At 70.9% G+C, this 18,433-nt stretch carries 17 protein-coding genes; 9 read left to right on the top strand and 8 right to left on the bottom strand.

Annotated features, from left to right (window positions below; all coding sequences use genetic code 11):
* Nucleotides 1–127: 127 nt before the first annotated feature.
* Both ACVW19_RS19345 and ACVW19_RS19340 read right to left on the bottom strand, forming a co-directional pair.
* Nucleotides 128–808 (bottom strand): CE1759 family FMN reductase, encoded by a 681-nt coding sequence (locus ACVW19_RS19345; protein WP_457464678.1) that lies wholly within the window; start codon nt 806–808, stop codon nt 128–130.
* Between the two features lie 32 nt (nt 809–840).
* A complete protein-coding gene (locus tag ACVW19_RS19340; protein ID WP_457460600.1) occupies nt 841–1,926 on the bottom strand; it encodes an LLM class flavin-dependent oxidoreductase in 1,086 nt (361 codons plus the stop codon).
* Between the two features lie 98 nt (nt 1,927–2,024).
* Between ACVW19_RS19340 and ACVW19_RS19335 the strand changes: the two genes are divergently transcribed.
* Both ACVW19_RS19335 and ACVW19_RS19330 read left to right on the top strand, forming a co-directional pair.
* Nucleotides 2,025–2,360 (top strand): YnfA family protein, encoded by a 336-nt coding sequence (locus ACVW19_RS19335; RefSeq protein WP_457460599.1) that lies wholly within the window; start codon nt 2,025–2,027, stop codon nt 2,358–2,360.
* Nucleotides 2,361–2,463: 103 nt separating this feature from the next.
* Entirely contained in the window at nt 2,464–3,240 is a 777-nt protein-coding gene (locus ACVW19_RS19330) for an SDR family NAD(P)-dependent oxidoreductase (protein ID WP_457460598.1), read from the top strand.
* A 46-nt stretch (nt 3,241–3,286) separates the two neighbouring features.
* On the opposite strand, the gene ACVW19_RS19325 is transcribed toward ACVW19_RS19330, so the two are convergent.
* Nucleotides 3,287–4,480, bottom strand: coding sequence for an RtcB family protein (locus ACVW19_RS19325; protein ID WP_457460597.1), 1,194 nt, complete (start codon nt 4,478–4,480; stop codon nt 3,287–3,289).
* A gap of 313 nt (nt 4,481–4,793) precedes the next feature.
* Between ACVW19_RS19325 and ACVW19_RS19320 the strand changes: the two genes are divergently transcribed.
* The 4 genes from ACVW19_RS19320 (at nt 4,794) to ACVW19_RS19305 (ending at nt 9,260) form a co-directional block, all read left to right on the top strand.
* The gene (locus tag ACVW19_RS19320; protein ID WP_457460596.1) at nt 4,794–5,699 is read left to right on the top strand and encodes a DUF3558 domain-containing protein; all 906 of its coding nucleotides are present in this window, start codon (nt 4,794–4,796) and stop codon (nt 5,697–5,699) included.
* A 143-nt stretch (nt 5,700–5,842) separates the two neighbouring features.
* Nucleotides 5,843–6,721 carry a DUF3558 family protein gene (locus ACVW19_RS19315; RefSeq protein WP_457460595.1) on the top strand — a complete coding sequence of 293 codons (879 nt, stop codon included), beginning with the start codon at nt 5,843–5,845 and terminating at the stop codon, nt 6,719–6,721.
* A gap of 149 nt (nt 6,722–6,870) precedes the next feature.
* Entirely contained in the window at nt 6,871–8,274 is a 1,404-nt protein-coding gene (locus tag ACVW19_RS19310; protein ID WP_457460594.1) for a DUF2637 domain-containing protein, read from the top strand.
* A 20-nt stretch (nt 8,275–8,294) separates the two neighbouring features.
* Complete coding sequence (locus tag ACVW19_RS19305) at nt 8,295–9,260, top strand: ATP-grasp domain-containing protein (RefSeq protein ID WP_457460593.1); 966 nt, start codon at nt 8,295–8,297, stop codon at nt 9,258–9,260.
* Between the two features lie 623 nt (nt 9,261–9,883).
* Here the strand turns inward: ACVW19_RS19305 and ACVW19_RS19300 are convergent.
* The gene (locus ACVW19_RS19300; protein ID WP_457460592.1) at nt 9,884–10,408 is read right to left on the bottom strand and encodes a hypothetical protein; all 525 of its coding nucleotides are present in this window, start codon (nt 10,406–10,408) and stop codon (nt 9,884–9,886) included.
* Between the two features lie 293 nt (nt 10,409–10,701).
* Nucleotides 10,702–12,450: a lysine--tRNA ligase gene (gene lysS / locus ACVW19_RS19295; protein WP_457460591.1), complete on the bottom strand. Its 1,749-nt coding sequence runs from the start codon at nt 12,448–12,450 to the stop codon at nt 10,702–10,704.
* A 246-nt stretch (nt 12,451–12,696) separates the two neighbouring features.
* Here lysS and argS point away from each other — a divergent pair, with 246 nt between their 5' ends.
* A complete protein-coding gene (gene argS, locus ACVW19_RS19290; RefSeq protein WP_457460590.1) occupies nt 12,697–14,451 on the top strand; it encodes an arginine--tRNA ligase in 1,755 nt (584 codons plus the stop codon).
* A gap of 150 nt (nt 14,452–14,601) precedes the next feature.
* Here argS and ACVW19_RS19285 read toward each other — a convergent pair whose 3' ends face one another.
* Nucleotides 14,602–15,063 (bottom strand): peptidoglycan-binding protein, encoded by a 462-nt coding sequence (locus ACVW19_RS19285; protein ID WP_457460589.1) that lies wholly within the window; start codon nt 15,061–15,063, stop codon nt 14,602–14,604.
* A gap of 287 nt (nt 15,064–15,350) precedes the next feature.
* On the opposite strand from ACVW19_RS19285, the gene ACVW19_RS19280 reads away from it, so the two are divergent.
* Both ACVW19_RS19280 and ACVW19_RS19275 read left to right on the top strand, forming a co-directional pair.
* Nucleotides 15,351–16,187, top strand: a complete 837-nt coding sequence (locus tag ACVW19_RS19280; RefSeq protein ID WP_457460588.1) for a peptidoglycan-binding protein — start codon at nt 15,351–15,353, stop codon at nt 16,185–16,187.
* On the top strand, nt 16,184–16,618 hold the full coding sequence (locus ACVW19_RS19275) for a DUF2690 domain-containing protein (RefSeq protein ID WP_457460587.1): 435 nt from the start codon (nt 16,184–16,186) through the stop codon (nt 16,616–16,618). The genes ACVW19_RS19280 and ACVW19_RS19275 overlap by 4 nt, the downstream gene beginning before the upstream one ends.
* On the opposite strand, the gene hemB is transcribed toward ACVW19_RS19275, so the two are convergent.
* Both hemB and ACVW19_RS19265 read right to left on the bottom strand, forming a co-directional pair.
* Nucleotides 16,579–17,574 (bottom strand): porphobilinogen synthase, encoded by a 996-nt coding sequence (gene hemB, locus ACVW19_RS19270; RefSeq protein WP_457460586.1) that lies wholly within the window; start codon nt 17,572–17,574, stop codon nt 16,579–16,581. The genes ACVW19_RS19275 and hemB overlap by 40 nt on opposite strands.
* A 63-nt stretch (nt 17,575–17,637) precedes the next feature.
* Nucleotides 17,638–18,294, bottom strand: a complete 657-nt coding sequence (locus ACVW19_RS19265; protein WP_457460585.1) for a TetR/AcrR family transcriptional regulator — start codon at nt 18,292–18,294, stop codon at nt 17,638–17,640.
* Between the last annotated feature and the right edge of the window lie 139 nt (nt 18,295–18,433).

Raw genomic sequence — 18,433 nt, 5'->3', positions numbered from 1 at the left:
CCGCGGTCCGGTCGCGGGCGTCCCTTCCCGCGACCGGACCCTCGCGAACGACCGGACTCGGTCGTCTCACCCGGCGGCCGCTGTCCCTGTAAGACCGCCGGGAGTCGTGGGGGCTGTGGGTGTGCTCTCAGCCGGCCGACCGCAGCGCGGCCAGCTGTTCCTCGAACGGCACCACGTTGCGCGCGTCGAACTTGTCGTCGACGGCGCCCCCGCGTGTGACACGGACCGCGTCGCCACCCGCCTCGCTGCCGTTTCCGTTGACGTTGACCGTCCCGTTGCCGTCGGCCGGCAGGGCGCCCGCCAGAGCGGCCAGCTCGCCCGCCGCCCGGTCGATCCGGGCGTCCAGGCCCTTGTCGCCCCAGTCCTGGGACGCGGCGTACACCCCGGTGGGGACGACGACCGCGCGCAGGTGGGCGAAGAGGGGCCGCAGGGAGTGCTCCAGCACCAACGAGTGCCGGGGCGTGCCCCCGGTCGCGGCGATCAGCACCGGCTTGCCGGCCAGGGCCTCCCGGTCCCGTGCGCCGAGCACGTCGAAGAACGACTTGAACAGCCCGCTGTACGACGCCGAGAACACCGGCGTCACCACGATCACCCCGTCCGCCCCGGTCACCGCGTCCATCGCCTCGGCGAGCGCCGGGGCCGGGAAACCGCTGGTGAAGTTGTGCGCGATGTCCACCGCGAGGTCCCGCAGTTCGATCACCGGCACATCGGACGGGGCCTGCCCGGTGGCCGCGGCGGCCAGCCGCTCCCCGAGCAGACGGGTGGACGACGGCACGCTCAGCCCCGCCGAGACGACGACGATGTTCATGGCGTTCCTGACGTTCGTGCCGTTCCTGACGCTCATGCCTTGCTCGCTTCCCGGCCGGCCAGCCGCGAGGAGTGCGTCGGCGCGTCCGGCACGTCGGCCGGGCGGTCCTTGGCGAACTCCTTGCGCAGCACCGGCACCACTTCCTCGCCGAGCAGGTCGAGCTGCTCGAGCACGGTCTTCAGGGGCAGTCCCGCGTGGTCCATGAGGAACAGCTGGCGCTGGTAGTCGCCCGCGTAGTCACGGAAGGACAGCGTCTTCTCGATGACCTGCTGCGGGGAGCCCACGGTCAGCGGGGTCTGCTGGGTGAACTCCTCCAGCGAGGGCCCGTTCCCGTAGACGGGGGCGACGTCGAAGTACGGACGGAACTCGCGCACGGCGTCCTGCGAGTTCTTCCGCATGAACACCTGCCCGCCGAGGCCGACGATCGCCTGCTCGGCCGTACCGTGCCCGTAGTGCGCGTACCGGGTCCGGTAGAGCTCGATCATGCGCTTGGTGTGGTCGGCCGGCCAGAAGATGTTGTTGTGGAAGAAACCGTCACCGTAGTAGGCGGCCTGCTCGGCGATCTCGGGCGAGCGGATCGACCCGTGCCAGACGAACGGCGGTACGTCGTCCAGCGGGCGGGGCGTGGAGGTGAAGCCCTGCAGCGGGGTGCGGAACTTGCCCTCCCAGTTGACGACGTCCTCGCGCCACAGGCGGTGCAGCAGGGCGTAGTTCTCGATGGCGAGGTTGATGCCCTGGCGGATGTCCTGGCCGAACCAGGGGTACACCGGCCCGGTGTTGCCGCGCCCCATCATCACGTCCATCCGGCCGTCGGCCAGGTGCTGGAGCATGGCGAAGTCCTCGGCGATCTTCACCGGGTCGTTGGTGGTGATGAGGGTGGTGGAGGTGGAGAGGATCAGCCGCTCCGTGCGCGCGGCGATGTAGCCGAGCATGGTCGTCGGCGAGGACGGGACGAACGGCGGGTTGTGGTGCTCGCCGGTCGCGAACACGTCCAGGCCCACCTCCTCGGCCTTCAGCGCGATGGCGACCATGGCCTTGATCCGCTCGCGCTCGGTCGGGGTACGCCCCGTCGTGGGGTCGGGCGTGACGTCGCCGACGCTGAAGATCCCGAACTGCATGGCCGTTCACCCTCCAAATTGGTTGACGGTTCAACTATACCTGGCCCAACGACCCGCCCTCCCCCCTTATTCCGCATCCGGTCTGCGAAGCTGCCCGCATGCTGATCGCCCGCTCCGCCGCCCTGTTCGTCCTCGCCGCCGTCCTGGAGATCGGGGGCGCCTGGCTGGTCTGGCAGGGCGTGCGGGAACAACGCGGCTGGATGTGGGCGACCGGCGGCGTCCTCGCCCTCGGCGCGTACGGGTTCGTCGCCACCTTCCAGCCCGACGCGCACTTCGGCCGCGTGCTCGCCGCGTACGGGGGCGTCTTCGTCGCCGGGTCGATCCTGTGGGGCGCGCTCGCGGACGGCTACCGCCCGGACCGCTGGGACGTCACCGGCGCCCTGATCTGCCTGGCCGGAATGGCCGTGATCATGTGGGCACCGCGCAACGGCTGACCACGCTCCCGCGCGCCCGGACGGGCCCGGCCACGCCCTGGTGGCCCGCATATGCTGGCCCGGCACGGCATCATCCACATGGATCCACCCGGAGGAGCAGCCCATGGCCACCGCCGCACCGTCCGCAGCGTCTCGTATCGCCGTCGTCACCGGCGCGAGCAGCGGTATCGGCGCCGCCACGGCCCGCGGGCTCGCCGAGGCCGGTTACCGCGTCGTCCTCACCGCCCGCCGCAAGGACCGCATCGAGGCGCTCGCCGAGGAGATCAACGCCGCCGGCCACGCGGCGACCGCGTACCCGCTCGACGTCACCGACCGCGCGGCCGTCGACGAGTTCGCCACCGCGTTCCGGACCATCGGCGTCCTGGTCAACAACGCGGGCGGCGCGCTGGGCGCCGACCCGGTCGCGACCGGCGACCCGGACGACTGGCGCCGGATGTACGAGACGAACGTCATCGGCACCCTCCACCTCACCCAGGCCCTGCTGCCCGGGCTGGAGGCGAGCGGCGACGGCACGGTCGTCATCGTCTCCTCGACGGCCGGCCACGCCACCTACGAGGGCGGCGCGGGCTACGTCGCCGCCAAGCACGCCGAGCACGTCCTCGCCGAGACGCTCCGCCTGGAGATCGTCGGCCGGCCCGTGCGCGTCATCGAGATCGCGCCGGGCATGGTGAAGACCGAGGAGTTCGCCCTCACCCGTTTCGACGGCGACGCGGCGAAGGCCGCCAAGGTGTACGAGGGCGTCGCCGAGCCGCTCACCGCGGACGACGTCGCCGACACCATCACCTGGGCGGTGACCCGCCCGAGCCATGTCAACATCGACCTGCTGGTCGTGCGCCCCCGGGCCCAGGCCTCGAACACGAAGGTCCACCGGGAGCCGTGACGGCCGCGCCGCACGCGGCGCGGCGGGTCAGCCCTTCACCTCCGGGTCAGCCCTTCACACAGACGACCTGCTTCAGCTTCGCCACGACCTCCACGAGGTCCCGCTGCTGGTCGATGACCTGCTCGATCGGCTTGTACGCGCCCGGGATCTCGTCCACGACACCGGAGTCCTTACGGCACTCCACACCACGGGTCTGCTCCTCCAGGTCCTTCGTCGAGAAGCGCCGCTTCGCCGCGTTGCGGCTCATGCGCCGGCCTGCGCCGTGCGACGCCGAGTTGAACGAAGCGGCGTTCCCGAGACCCTTGACGATGTACGAGCCCGTGCCCATGGACCCCGGGATGATCCCGAACTCGCCGGAGCCCGCACGGATCGCCCCCTTGCGGGTGACGAGCAGGTCCATGCCGTCGTAGCGCTCCTCGGCCACGTAGTTGTGGTGCGCGCTGATCTCCGCCTCGAAGGCCGGCTTCGCCTTCTTGAACTCCCTGCGGATCACGTCCTTCAGCAGCGCTATCATGATCGAACGGTTTCGCTTCGCGTACTCCTGCGCCCAGAACAGGTCGTTCCGGTACGCCGCCATCTGCGGGGTGTCCGCCACGAAGACGGCGAGGTCGCGGTCGACCAGGCCCTGGTTGTGCGGGAGCCTCTGCGCCACCCCGATGTGGTGCTCGGCCAGTTCCTTGCCGATGTTCCGGGAACCGGAGTGCAGCATCAGCCAGACCGCACCGGTCGTGTCCGTGCAGACCTCCACGAAGTGGTTGCCCGATCCGAGCGTTCCCATCTGCTTCGTGGCCCGGTCCTGACGGAACCTGACCGCTTCCGCCACGCCGTCGAAGCGCCCCCAGAAGTCGTCCCAGCCGCCGGTCGCGAAGCCGTGCAGTCGGGTCGGGTCCACGGGGGAATCGTGCATCCCGCGCCCGACCGGGATCACCTGCTCGATCCTCGAGCGCAGCCGGGACAGGTCGCCCGGCAGGTCGTTGGCCGTCAGGGACGTCTTCACCGCCGACATCCCGCAGCCGATGTCGACCCCCACCGCCGCCGGACACACCGCACCCCGCATCGCGATGACCGAGCCGACCGTCGCGCCCTTCCCGTAGTGCACGTCCGGCATCACGGCCAGGCCCTTGATCCAGGGCAGGGTCGCCACGTTCCGCAGCTGCTGGAGGGCGACCTCCTCCACCGTCGCCGGATCCGTCCACATACGGATCGGCACCTTCGCACCCGGCATTTCCACGTACGGCATATCTTCCTCATTCCCCCGAACGGCAACATAAGCATAAAAGAGCAAAAACCGTCGCTCAGGTCGACGAAAGGGACTTCGGACCGGCGTTCACGGCAGTGCGTGCGATACACATTGTCTGCCGGGGGTGCCCCCGTGCGGCAAGCGATTAACCAGCGGGGACACTGAGAGCCCCGAACAAAACGGGAGTCCGATCAGCTCGCGGCGCCTTGCGAGCGTGCGTGCCAGGCGTCGCGAGCCGGGCGCCCGTTTCGTTCGGGGCTCTGAAAGCCCCGGCGGGCTGCGGCCCGCTCCCACCGTCGAGAGGAGCCCGGCCGTGCAGCGGAGGGCATACGTACCCGGCGTCGCCGCGCTCCTCGCGGCCCTGCTGGCCGGATGCACCGGCAGTTCGGGCAGCGGAAGCCAGTCGGACAACTCCAACCCGGGCAGCGCCGGCACGGCCTCCCCGGCGGCCCAACCGGGCAGGTACGCCACGCTCCCCGAGCCCTGCGGCGCGATCGGCCCCAAGACGCTCGACGAACTCCTGCCCGGCATCAGGGAGATGGCCGACCAGGTGCAGCGCGAGAAGGCGTACGCGGGCGAGCCGGCCCTCACGTACGACACCGACCGCAAGGTGGGCTGCCGCTGGAAGGTGGAGTCGTCCCAGGCCACCGATCGCCTGGTGATCGACCTCGAGCGGGTCGTCTCCTACGACAACGCCGTCAGCGACGACAACCAGGCCCAACAACTCTTCGCCACGAAGCAGGAGGCGGCCGACCTTCCGAAGCCGACGGCCACGGAGTCCGGTTCCGCCTCTCCGGACACGTCCCCCTCACCCACTTCCTCCGGTTCCCCTGATTCTTCTGGTTCTTCTGGTTCTTCTGGTTCTGGTTCCCCCGATCCTTCTGGCTCCTCCGCGCCGTCCGACGCCGCGTCCTCGGCTTCCGGCTCACCGTCCGACGGCGGTTCCTCCCCCGTGTCGCCGTCCGCTTCGCCCTCCGACCTCCAGCCCCGCGTTCTGGAGGAGTTCGGCGACGAGGCCTTCATCGACGACGAGCTGAGCAGCTCCGGTTCGACGGCCGAGCAGCGCACGGTGACTGTGGCGTTCCGCACGTCCAACGTGATCGTGACGATCGAGTACACGGAGCAGCCGGCGACCGTCGGCGCCGTCCCGGACAGCAAGGAAATGCAGGACAGGGCAAGGAAACTGGCGTCCCTGCTGGCCGATTCGCTGAGCGGCTGAGCCTCGCCCGCACTCCCTCCGCCGCCCTGCGCAAAGCGCCCGAAGGACGACCACACGAACGACGCACCGCGTACGGTGACCCCTCGGACCCCTTTTCGACCACAGGTTCGACCACAAGTTCGACCGCAGGGAACACGAGCGTCATGAGTGAAGGAACCATGCAGCGACGAGCACAGCGTGACATGGGGGCACCGCCCACGCCGTCCAGGCAGTGGGGGAGAGCGAAGCGCCTCAACCGCGTTCTTGTCTGCGCGGCGGCCGTCCCCGCGATGCTGATCGCCGCCGGCTGCTCCTCGGACTCCGGCTCCGACGGCGGCGGGGACAAGGCGGCCGACACCTCCGCCTCGGCGTCCGCGAGCCCGTCCCCGACGGTGCGGGCGGCGGTGTACACGGACCTCCCCGACGCGTGCGAGGTCCTGTCGGAGAAGACCCTGGGCGACCTCGTGCCCAAGGCGAAGTCGGGCAAGGAGAGCCAGTCCGACGACATCTCCACGCGCGCCGGCTGCTCCTGGGACAGCCTCACCAACAACGGTGTGGACGGCTCGCAGTTCCGCTGGCTGAACGTGTCGATGCTGCGCTTCGACTCGGACATCGCACGCGGCGCGGGCGACGAACTGGCCAAGGAGTACTACGACAAGCAGGTCAAGGACGTCCAGGCCACCGACGGCGCCAAGGGCATCGAGGCGGAGCCGCTCTCCGGCACCGGCGACGAGGCGACGGCCGTGCGCTACGACCTGAAGAAGAAGGAAGGCACCTTCAAGCAGCAGACGGTGGTGGCGCGCGTCGAGAACGTGGTCGTCACCCTCGACTACAACGGGGCGGGCCTCGCCGGGGACAAGACGCCGAGCGCCGACGACCTGATGAAGGACGCGAAGAAGGCGGCCGAGGAAGCGGTGACGTCCGTGACCGGGACCAAGGACGACAAGGACAGCAAGGACAGCAAGAGCGGCAAGGACGACAAGGGCGACAAGGGCGACGGCGGGGCCCCCGGGAGCGGCGCGCCGTTGGAGTCGAAGAGCTGACGAACAGGCACAGAAGCGTGCACGGAAACGTACCCGAAGGCGCACACGGGAACGTGCGGTGAGGCTCTGACAGGGAACCGGCCACCCGCCCTCCGCACACATGTGCCACTCTGTTGCGCGCAACAACACGCAAGAGGAGGGGAGTACGGGTGGCCGCGCCCATTCAGCTGACACGGACACACCGGGTTCTCATCGGCGTGGTCGTCGCCGGAGCCGTGATCATCGCCGGAATCGGCTTCGCGGGTTCGTACGCGGCCGTCCGTGAACTGGCTCTGCAGAAGGGCTTCGGGAACTTCAGTTACGTGTTCCCGATCGGCATCGACGCCGGCATCTGCGTCCTGCTGGCCCTGGATCTGCTGCTGACCTGGATCCGTATCCCCTTCCCGCTGCTGCGTCAGACGGCGTGGCTGCTGACGGCGGCCACGATCGCCTTCAACGGCGCGGCGGCCTGGCCGGATCCGCTCGGTGTGGGGATGCACAGCGTGATCCCCGTCCTGTTCGTGGTGGCGGTGGAGGCCGCCCGGCACGCGGTCGGCCGGATCGCCGACATCACCGCCGACAAGCACATGGAGGGTGTCCGCCTCACCCGGTGGCTGTTGTCGCCGATACCCACGTTCCTGCTGTGGCGGCGGATGAAGCTGTGGGAGCTGCGTTCCTACGAGCAGGTCATCAAGCTGGAGCAGGAACGTCTCGTCTACCAGGCCCGGATGCGCTCCCGCTTCGGCCGAAGCTGGCGTCGCAAGGCCCCGGTGGAGTCCCTGATGCCGCTGCGCCTGGCCAAGTACGGCGTCCCCCTCGCCGAGACGGCCCCGGCGGGTCTGGCGGCGGCCGGCATCGAACCGGCTGTGCTCCCGCCGGCCCCCGAGCACCGGACGGCCGTGGACGGCCCGGCCATGACGTCGCAGGCGCCCGCCCTGCAGCAGGCGGCCCCTCCCGCCGAGCGGCGCCCCGAGCTGACGGGCGACCCCGGCACCGCGGGCCCCCGGAATTCCCAGGACGCCCAGGCCCCCCGGAATTCCCAGGCCCCCCGGGACCTCCGCGAGTCCCCGGATGCGCAGGAGCCCACGGCGCAGCCCCCGTACGACCAGCAGCCCGCCCCGGACCAGAACCAGTGGCTGCACGCCCGGGACCCGCAGACCGTCGAGTACCACGGCGGCTACGACCCCGCGTACGACCCGGACGCCGCGTACGCCCAGTGGTACGCGGAGCAGGAGCAGGCCGAGCAGTACCGCCGGCCGTTCGAGGAGGCGCCCCCGCTGCAGGAACCGTCCCCGGAGGACACCGGCACCTTCCCCATCCCGGTCGGTCCGGGCCGCACCCGTGAACTGGGCGAGGGCGGCGGCCCTCCGGAGCCCCAGTCCCCGGACGAGGAGGATTACTACAGGCTGTTCAAGCAGTCGATAAGCGGCAGCGGCTACCCGACTCCGCGCGAGTTCGGCGAGTACGTCGAGGCGACGTACAGCCGCTCCCTGCCGGACGCCGACGCCAAGCGCATGGTCCTGGACTTCCAGGACCGCCACTCCGCCGAGCTGGAGGAAGACCACATCGCGTAGGGCCTGTCCGGCCCCGGAGGGTGGCCCCCCGAACGGCCCGGACGACCAACTGGCTCACGGTCCCCGGCTCGGCCGTCCTGGTGCCGCTGCTCGCCGAGCGGTTCGGGGTGCGCGGCATCGGCACCGCCGCCGCGCATGTCGCCACGGACAAGGTCGCACAGCGCCGCGCGATGGAGCCGTTCGGCCTCAACCCGCCCTGGCGCGCGGGACGTAAGGTGGAGGAGCTGCGTGCTGTCGTGGCGGAGCTCGGTGCCGCGGGCAGGCCGCTGGTGTTCAAGTCCGCGCATTGTTCCGGTGGCCGGGGCATGGCCGTGATCGGTCCGGACTCCGACCTGGACGAGGTGTTCGCGCTCACTTCGGCGAACTACTCGGGCACCACCGTCTTCCTGGTGGAGGAGTACGTCGAGGGTTCCGAACACTCCGTCTCGGGTGTCGTGCACGACGGCGCGGTGCGGATCCTGGGCGTCACCGACAAGTACGTGGACGGTCCGCTGTCCGCGTCATGGGCGACAGCGGTCCCGTCGGCCCGTACGGAGGCACAGGTCAAAGAGTTGCGGCAGGCGGCCGAACAGGCCGTGCTCGCGGCCGGTCTGCTCACCGGCGGGTTCCACGCCGATCTGCGGCTCGCGCCGGAAGGCCCGGTCGTCCTGGAGGTCGGCGGGCGGCCGGGCAGCGCCCTGATCAACTCTCATCTCATTCCGTACGCGCACCGGGACGCGGTACGGCCCTACGAGACCCTGCTGGCGCTGCTCGCCGGTGAGGAGCTGCCCGGCGAGACTCCCGGGCCGGAGCGTGGCGCGGCCATGGTGCTGCTGCCGAGGGCGGGGCGTACAGCGGAGGAGCTGGCCACGTCGGTGCGCTCCCATCCGAAGGTCCTCCTCGCCGAGGACTGGCCGGGCACCGACTCGGTGGTGGCCGTCGTCGTCACGGAGGACCCGGCCGGACTGCCCGCTGCCGTGGCGGACGTACGCGAGTCGGCCTGGTGAGCGCCGGTGCGCCGCGGTTCCCGCTGGTCGGGATCCTCGCCTGTCACAAGAAGCGGGCCAACGGCACGGCGTGCTCCCGGGTCGACGACCATCTGACGGAGCCGCTCCTGGAGCAGGCGGCCGAGGCCGCGGTGCTGCTGCACACGGTGCGGCCCGAGCACCTCTCCTCCGGTGCCGTCGGCGCGGTCATCGCCACCGGCGACACCGCTGCGTCGGTCGAGGCCGCACTGTCGACCGCGACAGACGTCATACGGGTGGAGATCGCACCCCGGCCCGGTCGGCGCACAGCGGAAGGAGCTCCGACGTGTGATCCACCCGCCCCGACACCACCCTGTGGAACTACACCCGCCCAAGCCGTGGCGGGCAACGTTCGCCCCGGGGTGACGTGGCGCGCCATCCCGGTGCCCTGCGTCAAGCCGAGGTGGACGGCGCAGACGATGCCCGGGAGGCGTGGGCGTTTCCACGCTCCGAGCAGCCTCTGCAGCAGCTCCCGGCCGCCGCCGTCATCGGGTCGACCAGCCTTGCACTGTGGTGAACGGTCTGCGAAGCCGCATGAGCGAACCGCCGTCCACAAGCACAAGGCTGCTGGACGGCGGTCGCGATCCCGCACGGGGTACCGGGGTTTACGGTTTCACCGGATCACCGTTCCCCATGCTCAGCCACCACACCTCGTCGTCGCGGGTGAGGTCGAGCACCTGCTGCCGTCCGTCACTGAAGCGGAGTTCCACAGTGGCCAGGCCCGGTGCGACGGGGTCGGTCACGACTGCTTCGACCGGCTTGTCGGCGTGTGCGCCGAACTCGGCGATCAGGCGTTGCGCGGCCTGCTCCCGGCCGGTGTACCACGGGGCACCGACCCCGGCCAGGTCCGCAGCGTCACCGCCCCGGAGGCGTTGGACGTACACCCCGAGGACCGGTTCGACCTCGCGAGCGACCTCCTCGGCCTCGGGGTAGGCGGACTCCGCGGCGCGGACCGTCACCTTCACCTCGGGGGTGTCCCGCAAGGCGTAGGGCGCCGGTTCACGGAGCAGCCACCATGCGAGGACGCCTCCGCCCAGACACAGGGTGACGAGTGCCGCCACGAGCCACCTGGCTGCCGAGGTCCTGAGCATCAGTACCACTCCGGCCTGACGCGATGGCTGTTCGCCCATGTGCCCCTCCGGCCTCGGATGTAGGTGTCGAGGCGCTGGTTCGGGCGGTTGTCGTCGTGCGCGCTCACGTCGGACTCCTGCCACTGCCGGACAGACCCGTAAAGAATAAGGATCTTCACAGTTCTCCCCCCTGCGCACACAGGCCAATGGGACGTGGACCACACCACCCTCCCTGGTCGCGTCCGCCGTCGTCGCTGCCGGCTTCGGCGCACGCGGACGAGCAGGCGGTACGACGACGGGGGCGCCCGGTGAAACACCGGGCGCCCCCGTCGTCGTGAGCGTCGATACGCCGGTCAGTGGCCGAGCAGCCTCCGCACCCGCTCCTGGCCCACCGCGAGCAGCAGCGTGGGCAGGCGCGGACCGGTGTCACGGCCGACGAGCAGGTGGTAGAGCAGCGCGAAGAACGACCGCTGCGCGGTCTTGATCTCCGGCGGCAGCTCCTTCGGCGTGGCGTCGGCGGGGAAGCCGGCCTGGATCTTGGGAACGCCGTAGACGTGGTGCGTGAGTCCGTCCAGCGACCAGTGGTCGGCGAGCCCGTCGACCAGCAGCCGCAGGGACTCCCTGCCCTGCTCGTCCAGGGACTTCAGCAGTTCCTCGTCGGGCTCCGTACGCACGATGGTGCGCTGGTCGGCCGGGACGTGGAGGGAGATCCACGCCTCGGCCTTGTCGTAGCGCGGCCGCGCCTCGTCGAGCGAGGTGAGCGGGCGGGCGGGGTCGAAGTCGCTGAGGATGCGCAGCGCCTGGTCCGGGTGCCCGCCGGTGATGTCGGCGACGGAGGCGAGGGTGCGGTACGGCAGCGGCCGGGCCGTCCTCGGCAGCGCGCCGCTCGCCGTGCCCACCGCGCGGGAGTGCGCGGCGACGTCGGCGGGCAGCGCGGTGCCCTCGGCGACCTTGGCGTCGAGCCGGTCCCACTCGTCGTAGAGGCGCTGGATCTCCTGGTCGAAGGCGATCTTGAAGGACTGGTTGGGCCGGCGGCGGGCGTACAGCCAGCGCAGCAGCTGCGGCTCCATGATCTTCAGCGCGTCGGCGGGGGTCGGCACCCCACCGCGCGAGGACGACATCTTCGCCATGCCGCTGATGCCGACGAAGGCGTACATCGGGCCGATCGGCTGCTTGCCGCCGAAGATCCCGACGATCTGCCCGCCGACCTGGAACGACGACCCCGGCGACGAGTGGTCGACGCCGGACGGCTCGAAGATCACGCCCTCGTACGCCCAGCGCATCGGCCAGTCGACCTTCCAGACCAGCTTGCCGCGGTTGAACTCGCTCAGCCGGACCGTCTCCGAGAAGCCGCACTCGGTGCAGGCGTAGGTCAGCTCGGTGGAGTCGTCGTCGTAGGCGGTGACGGTGGTGAGGTCCTTCTCGCAGTTGCCGCAGAACGGCTTGTACGGGAAGTAGCCGGCGGAGCCGAGGCTGCCGTCGTCCTCGGCGGCGGCGCCGGAGCCCTCGGCGGCCTCCAGCTCGGCCTCGTCGACCGGCTTCTGCTGCTGCTTCTTCGCCGGGGCCGGGGCCTTCTTGGTGCGGTACTGCGCGAGGATCGCGTCGATGTCGCCGCGGTGCTTCATGGCGTGCAGGATCTGCTCGCGGTAGGCACCGGAGGTGTACTGCTCCGTCTGGCTGATCCCGTCGAACTCCACGCCCAGCTCGGCGAGCGACTCGATCATGGCGGCCTTGAAGTGCTCCGCCCAGTTCGGGTGCGCCGAGCCCTTGGGGGCCGGGACCGAGGTGAGCGGCTTGCCGATGTGCCCGGCCCACGTCTCGTCGACGCCCTCGACACCGGCCGGGACCTTGCGGTACCGGTCGTAGTCGTCCCAGGAGATCAGGTGCCGCACCCGGTGACCGCGGCGGCGGATCTCGTCGGCGACCAGGTGCGGGGTCATGACCTCGCGGAGGTTCCCGAGGTGAATCGGGCCCGACGGTGACAGTCCGGACGCGACGACGACGGGTTTGCCCGGGGCCCGACGCTCCGATTCCTCGATGACGTCATCCGCGAAACGGGAGACCCAGTCGGTGGTCTCGGTGCTCTGAGCCACGATCGGCACGTCCTTCTTTCTGCTCGGGCAGCCGGTACGGTCGCACGGCTGACCCCTCCATTCTCCCAGCCCGGACCGCATCCGCGAAAACCGCTTTTCACCCGCGCCCCCGAGGCGCCGGGCCGTGTCGACATGCGGCTCCGCCGCACGGGCGCGACGAGCCCCCGCCGGCCCGCGGCCAGGAAAACGCTTCGCCACCCGTGGGATACTGACCAGGTCTATCTGAACCCACGAGGAGAACGGGCACCCACTCCTATGGCCTCGGTCACATCGCTCACCGATCTCGTCAACCGGCAGCTCGCGTCCGCCATCTCCGCCACCCGGCCGGAGGCGTCCGCGGACCCGCTGCTGCGACGAAGCGACCGGGCGGACTTCCAGGCCAACGGCATCCTCGCGCTGGCCAAGAAGGCCAAGGCGAACCCGCGGGAGCTGGCCGCCGAGGTCGTGGCGCACATCACGACCGGTGACCTGATCAAGGACGTCGAGGTCTCCGGCCCCGGCTTCCTCAACATCACCGTCGCCGACCGGGCGATCACCGGGAACCTCGCCGCGCGGCACGCGGACGGCGAGCGCCTCGGCGTGCCGGTGAAGGAGAACGCGGGCGTCACGGTCGTCGACTACGCCCAGCCGAACGTGGCGAAGGAGATGCACGTCGGTCACCTGCGGTCGGCGGTCATCGGCGACGCCCTGCGCGCCATGCTCGACTTCACCGGCGAGAAGACGATCGGCCGGCACCACATCGGCGACTGGGGCACCCAGTTCGGCATGCTCATCCAGTACCTGTTCGAGCACCCGGGCGAGCTGGCCCCCGCGGGCGAGGTCGACGGCGAGCAGGCCATGAGCAGCCTGAACCGCGTGTACAAGGCGTCGCGCGCGCTCTTCGACTCGGACGAGGAGTTCAAGGAGCGGGCCCGCAAGCGGGTCGTCGCCCTCCAGTCCGGTGACAAGGAGACGCTCGAGCTGTGGCAGCAGTTCGTGGACGAGTCGAAGGTCTACTTCTACTCCGTCTTCGAGAAGCTCGACATGGAGATCCGCGACGACGAGATCGTCGGGGAGTCCGCGTACAACGAGGGCATGCCCGAGACCGCCCGGCTCCTGGAGGAGATGGGCGTCGCGGTGCGCTCCGAGGGCGCGCTCGTGGTGTTCTTCGACGAGATCCGCGGCAAGGACGACCAGCCGGTCCCGCTGATCGTGCAGAAGGCCGACGGCGGTTTCGGCTACGCGGCCTCGGACCTGACGGCGATCCGCGACCGCGTCGTCGACCTGCACGCGACCACGCTGCTGTACGTCGTCGACGTGCGCCAGTCGCTGCACTTCAGGATGGTCTTCGAGACGGCCCGCCGGGCCGGCTGGCTGAACGACGACGTCACCGCGCACAACATGGGCTACGGCACGGTGCTCGGCGCGGACGGCAAGCCGTTCAAGACGCGTGAGGGCGAGACCGTGCGGCTGGAGGACCTGCTGGACGAGGCGGTGCAGCGGGCCGCGGAGGTCGTGCGGGAGAAGGCGCGGGACCTCACCGAGGACGAGATCCGGGAGCGGGCCGCACAGGTCGGCGTCGGAGCCGTGAAGTACGCGGACCTGTCGACGTCGCCGAACCGCGACTACAAGTTCGACCTGGACCAGATGGTCTCGCTGAACGGCGACACCAGCGTGTACCTCCAGTACGCCTACGCCCGCATCCAGTCCATCCTCCGCAAGGCCGGCGAGGTCCGCCCCGCGGCTCACCCGGAGCTGGAGCTGCACGAGGCGGAGCGCGCGCTGGGCCTGCACCTGGACGCGTTCGGCACCACGGTCTTCGAGGCGGCCGCGGAGTACGCCCCGCACAAGCTGGCCGCCTACCTGTACCAGCTGGCGTCCCTGTACACGTCGTTCTACGACAAGTGCCCGGTGCTGAAAGCCGATTCGCCGGACCAGGTGGCCAACCGCCTGTTCCTGTGCGACATCACGGCCCGCACCCTGCACCGGGGCATGGCCCTGCTGGGCATCCGGACGCCCGAGCGGCTCTGACCGCCCCGAAGGCACGACGCACGCGGCCCGTCCTCCCCACCACGGGGAGGACGGGCCGCGGCCGTCGGTGCCGGTGGTGACCGGTGCGTGTCAGTGCCTGTCAGTGCCTGTCAGTGCCTGTCAGTGCCTGTCAGTGCGTGTCAGTACGTGTCAGTACGTGTCGACGCACCAGTTGGCGAAGGTCTTGAACGCCGCCTGGGTGCCCGAGCCGGCGATTCCGTCGATCGCGCCGGTGTAGCCCCAGCCGTTGTTCTTCAGGAAGCGCTGCAGTGCCGAGACCGTCCCGCTCCCGACGGATCCGTCGATGGCGCCGGTGTAGCCGTGGTGCGCCTTGAGCATGCGCTGGAAGGCCTTCCAGCTGTTGGGGCCGAGCTCCCCGTCGATCGAGTCGGTGTAGCCCCAGTGCGCCCGCAGCCAGCGCTGGACGCCCTTGGCCTGGGTGGAGTTCAGACCGAGGTTGACCACCGCGAGCGGAGCGACCGCCTCGGCACTCGCCACGGCCTTGGTGTCCTGCGTCGGAGCCGCGAAGCCGGTGCCCGCGGTGGCCAGGCCGCCGGCGGCGATCCCCACTGCCGTGGTGACACTGACGAGCGCCTTGGTCATGGCTCGCATGACTGTCCCCCTTCGAATGGGCGGTGCCGACCGGAGCGGCCGGCTCGGCAACGAGACTGCCGGGTCGGTGCCGGTCCCGGCCACGGTTGCCGCCGAAGTGACGACGGCACGGGACACCCCGGCCCGAGACCTGCGGGGCCGCGTCCCGCCGGGACGGTGCCGCGGGACGGGGCGGGACGGGCGATGGCCGAATCGGCGTGGGTGCGAGAACCGCGTCACCGGGCACACTGTGAAGGCTGTTGCACGGTGCGACGGGGACGGAACCAAGCACACGCGAGTGGGGGAGCATGTCGCGTTGGAAGGGCCTGCCCGCGGAACTCGATCCGAGCGTCCGGAACCTGGTGGTGCGATTACGGCGGCTGAAGGACCACAGCGGGCTGAGTCTGCGGCAGCTCGCGGCGAAGACCGGGTACAGCTCTTCGTCGTGGGAGCGCTACTTCGGCGGCAGGTCGCTGCCGCCCCGGGACGCCGTCGAGGCGCTGGCGTCGGTCACCGGCGAGGAGCCGACCCGGCTGCTGGCCGTGTGGGAGGTCGCGGCGGAGGCATGGAGCGGCCGCACGGCGACGGCGCCTCCGGATCCGGTCGCGGCTGCCGCTCCGGCTCAGGTTCCGGCATCCGTGGCGGCACCCGGGAGGACGGAATCCGTCGGTCCCGTCGATCCGATCGGTCCCGCCGGCCCCGCGGCTGAACCGACGCGCGGGCGGGCCTTCCACGTGGCGGTCGCCGCCGGGGTGGTCGCCGTCGTGCTGGCCGCGTCGGCGGTGGTGGTGGTGCTGGTCGGCGGGACGTGCGCGGACCGAGATCACGGCGCCGCCGCGCCGCTCGCCCCGTCGGCCGCGTCACCGCGGTCCGTACCCGCTTACACCTGCCGGGTGGAGCGGGTCGACGGCCTCTGGTACGCGGGGCTGAGCGCCACGCGCGACGCGATCGTGGCGAACGGCCACGCCGGTCCGGAGGTCGCCGAGGTGCAGTGCCTGCTGGCCCGGGCGGGCTACTCGCCGGGGGGCATCGACGGCGTCTTCGGCCCGTTGACCGAGCGGGCCGTCAAACACCTGCAGGTGGACGCCGACTTGGTGGTGGACGGCGTCGTCGGCCCGCACACCTGGCGGGCCTTACGGGGATGACGTCACCCCCGACCGGGACCGGGACGGCCCCGCCCCCGCCCCGCTGCCAGGGGGACCCCTGCGAGAACAGGGACCCGATGGACATGATCTGCGGATTCGGTCCGCACACCCTCACCGAGCACCGCACCGACTCCGGAGCCCGCCTGCAACTGCGCTACAGCCGCGGGTGCGGGGCGAGTTGGGCCCGTGTGCGGGGCACCCGGGTGGGCGACCGGGTGGAGCTGACCGTGGCCGGCCCCACCCGCTCCGCCGAGATCCTGGACACCCTTCGACGCGAAGGCGTCCATCTGCACCCCGATGACGAGAACCCGTCCCGGCACGATCGTACGGGCCTGCTCCCACCCTGCGGGACAGCCCGACCAGGAGTGCTTCGAGGCCACCGTGCGCCGAGCTACGCCCCCAGCTTCTGGGCGACCTCGGTGGCCCAGTAGGTGAGGATGTTCTGCGCGCCGGCCCGCTTGATGCCGGTCAGGGCCTCCAGGATCGCCCGGTCGCGGTCGATCCAGCCCTTCTCGGCGGCGGCCTCGACCATCGAGTACTCCCCGGAGATCTGGTAGGCGGCCACCGGCACGTCCACGGCGTCGGCGACCCGGGCGAGGATGTCGAGGTAGGGCCCGGCCGGCTTGACCATCACCAGGTCGGCGCCCTCCGCCAGGTCGAGCGCCAACTCCCGCATGGATTCACGGACGTTGGCCGGGTCCTGCTGATACGTCTGGCGGTCGCCCCGGAGCGACGAGCCGACGGCCTCGCGGAACGGCCCGTAGAAGGCGGAGGCGTACTTGGCGGTGTAGGCGAGGATCGCGACGTCCTCGCGGCCGATCTGGTCGAGGGCGTCACGGATGACGCCGATCTGCCCGTCCATCATCCCGCTGGGCCCCACGACATGGGCGCCCGCGTCGGCCTGCACCTGCGCCATCTCGGCGTACCGCTCCAGCGTCGCGTCGTTGTCCACGCGCCCCTGCTCGTCCAGGACCCCGCAGTGCCCGTGGTCCGTCGTCTCGTCGAGGCAGAGGTCGGACATGACGAGCAGGTCGTCGCCGACCTCGGCCCGCACGTCCCGCAGGGCGACCTGGAGAATCCCGTCCGGGTCGGTGCCCGCCGTGCCCAGGGCGTCCTTCTTCGACTCCTCCGGCACTCCGAACAGCATGATGCCGGAGACCCCGGCCGCGACGGCCTCGGCCGCCGCCTTCTTCAGGGTGTCGCGCGTGTGCTGCACCACGCCCGGCATCGCCTCGATCGGCACCGGCTCGGTGACCCCCTCGCGGACGAAGGCCGGGAGGATGAGGTCGGCGGGGTGCAACCGCGTCTCGGCGACCATCCGACGCATGGCGGGGGTGGTCCGCAGACGCCGGGGCCGGGTACCGGGAAAAGATCCGTACGTCGTCATACCTCCCACGCTACGCCCGTCCGCCCCGTGCCTTTACCGACGGCGAGTCGGGCCGACTCGGCGTCAGCGCGGTTCGAGGGCTCCGGACGCCAGCCCCAGCTCGGCCTCCGCGAGGTTACGGGCCATGTCGGCGATCGGGGCGGCACGGTGCCCCACGCCGGTGTTGACGTAGGCGCTGGTCCCGTCGATCGCGACGTGGATGCGGACGGCCGCCGCCCAGGGGTCGGCGCAGCGGAAGTCCCCCGCCCGGACCCCGGCTGCGACGACCCGCTCGATACGCCGGCACCAGAGCAGGTCCTGCTCGACGACGTGCTCGCGGAGCACGGGCCGGTAGCGCGCCAGGTGCCGGGCGTTGAGCCAGAGCCTGCTGACGTCGTCGAAGTCGGCGCTAGAGGTGAGCGAGAAAAGCCGCCGCAGCGCACGCACCGCACCGCCGGGGCCGGGGTCGGGGTCGGGGTCGGGGTCGGCGGGCATCTCCGGCAGCAGGCTGTCGAGCTCCGTCAGGGTGGCGCTGGTGAAGGCCTCGGCGACGAGTCTGTCGGCCGCGGGGAAGTAGTGGCCGACGAGCCCGGGCCGGACGCCGAGCTCGTCGGCGACCCGGCGCAGGGTGACGCACTCCAGCCCTTCGGTGAGCCCGACCCGCGCGGCGGCGGCGACCATCTCGCTGCGGCGCTCGGCCGGCGCCTTGCGGACACGCTTTTCCGGACCCCTTGACGTCATGCCGGGGATGTTATTGAGTGAGCGACCAATAAGACAATCGGGCAATGAGGCAATGGGGCACACACCCACTGTGTACGACCACCATGCACGGCCTCAACGGCCTCAGCCGCCTCAGAACCCCACCCGCACCTCACCCTCC

The sequence above is a fragment of the Streptomyces sp. TE5632 genome, from assembly GCF_054061295.1.
The sequence above is the reverse complement of the archived record's forward strand: the minus strand, read 5'-3'. Positions and strand labels throughout refer to the sequence as shown.

What these genes read in the sequence shown, in the direction of transcription:
- ACVW19_RS19345 (WP_457464678.1), bottom strand. Translation starts at nt 808, where the DNA reads ATGAACATCGTCGTCGTCTCGGCGGGGCTGAGCGTGCCGTCGTCCACC.
- ACVW19_RS19340 (WP_457460600.1), bottom strand. Translation starts at nt 1,926, where the DNA reads ATGCAGTTCGGGATCTTCAGCGTCGGCGACGTCACGCCCGACCCCACG.
- ACVW19_RS19335 (WP_457460599.1), top strand. Translation starts at nt 2,025, where the DNA reads ATGCTGATCGCCCGCTCCGCCGCCCTGTTCGTCCTCGCCGCCGTCCTG.
- ACVW19_RS19330 (WP_457460598.1), top strand. Translation starts at nt 2,464, where the DNA reads ATGGCCACCGCCGCACCGTCCGCAGCGTCTCGTATCGCCGTCGTCACC.
- ACVW19_RS19325 (WP_457460597.1), bottom strand. Translation starts at nt 4,480, where the DNA reads ATGCCGTACGTGGAAATGCCGGGTGCGAAGGTGCCGATCCGTATGTGG.
- ACVW19_RS19315 (WP_457460595.1), top strand. Translation starts at nt 5,843, where the DNA reads ATGAGTGAAGGAACCATGCAGCGACGAGCACAGCGTGACATGGGGGCA.
- ACVW19_RS19300 (WP_457460592.1), bottom strand. Translation starts at nt 10,408, where the DNA reads ATGGGCGAACAGCCATCGCGTCAGGCCGGAGTGGTACTGATGCTCAGG.
- argS (WP_457460590.1), top strand. Translation starts at nt 12,697, where the DNA reads ATGGCCTCGGTCACATCGCTCACCGATCTCGTCAACCGGCAGCTCGCG.
- ACVW19_RS19285 (WP_457460589.1), bottom strand. Translation starts at nt 15,063, where the DNA reads ATGCGAGCCATGACCAAGGCGCTCGTCAGTGTCACCACGGCAGTGGGG.
- ACVW19_RS19280 (WP_457460588.1), top strand. Translation starts at nt 15,351, where the DNA reads ATGTCGCGTTGGAAGGGCCTGCCCGCGGAACTCGATCCGAGCGTCCGG.
- ACVW19_RS19275 (WP_457460587.1), top strand. Translation starts at nt 16,184, where the DNA reads ATGACGTCACCCCCGACCGGGACCGGGACGGCCCCGCCCCCGCCCCGC.
- hemB (WP_457460586.1), bottom strand. Translation starts at nt 17,574, where the DNA reads ATGACGACGTACGGATCTTTTCCCGGTACCCGGCCCCGGCGTCTGCGG.
- ACVW19_RS19265 (WP_457460585.1), bottom strand. Translation starts at nt 18,294, where the DNA reads ATGACGTCAAGGGGTCCGGAAAAGCGTGTCCGCAAGGCGCCGGCCGAG.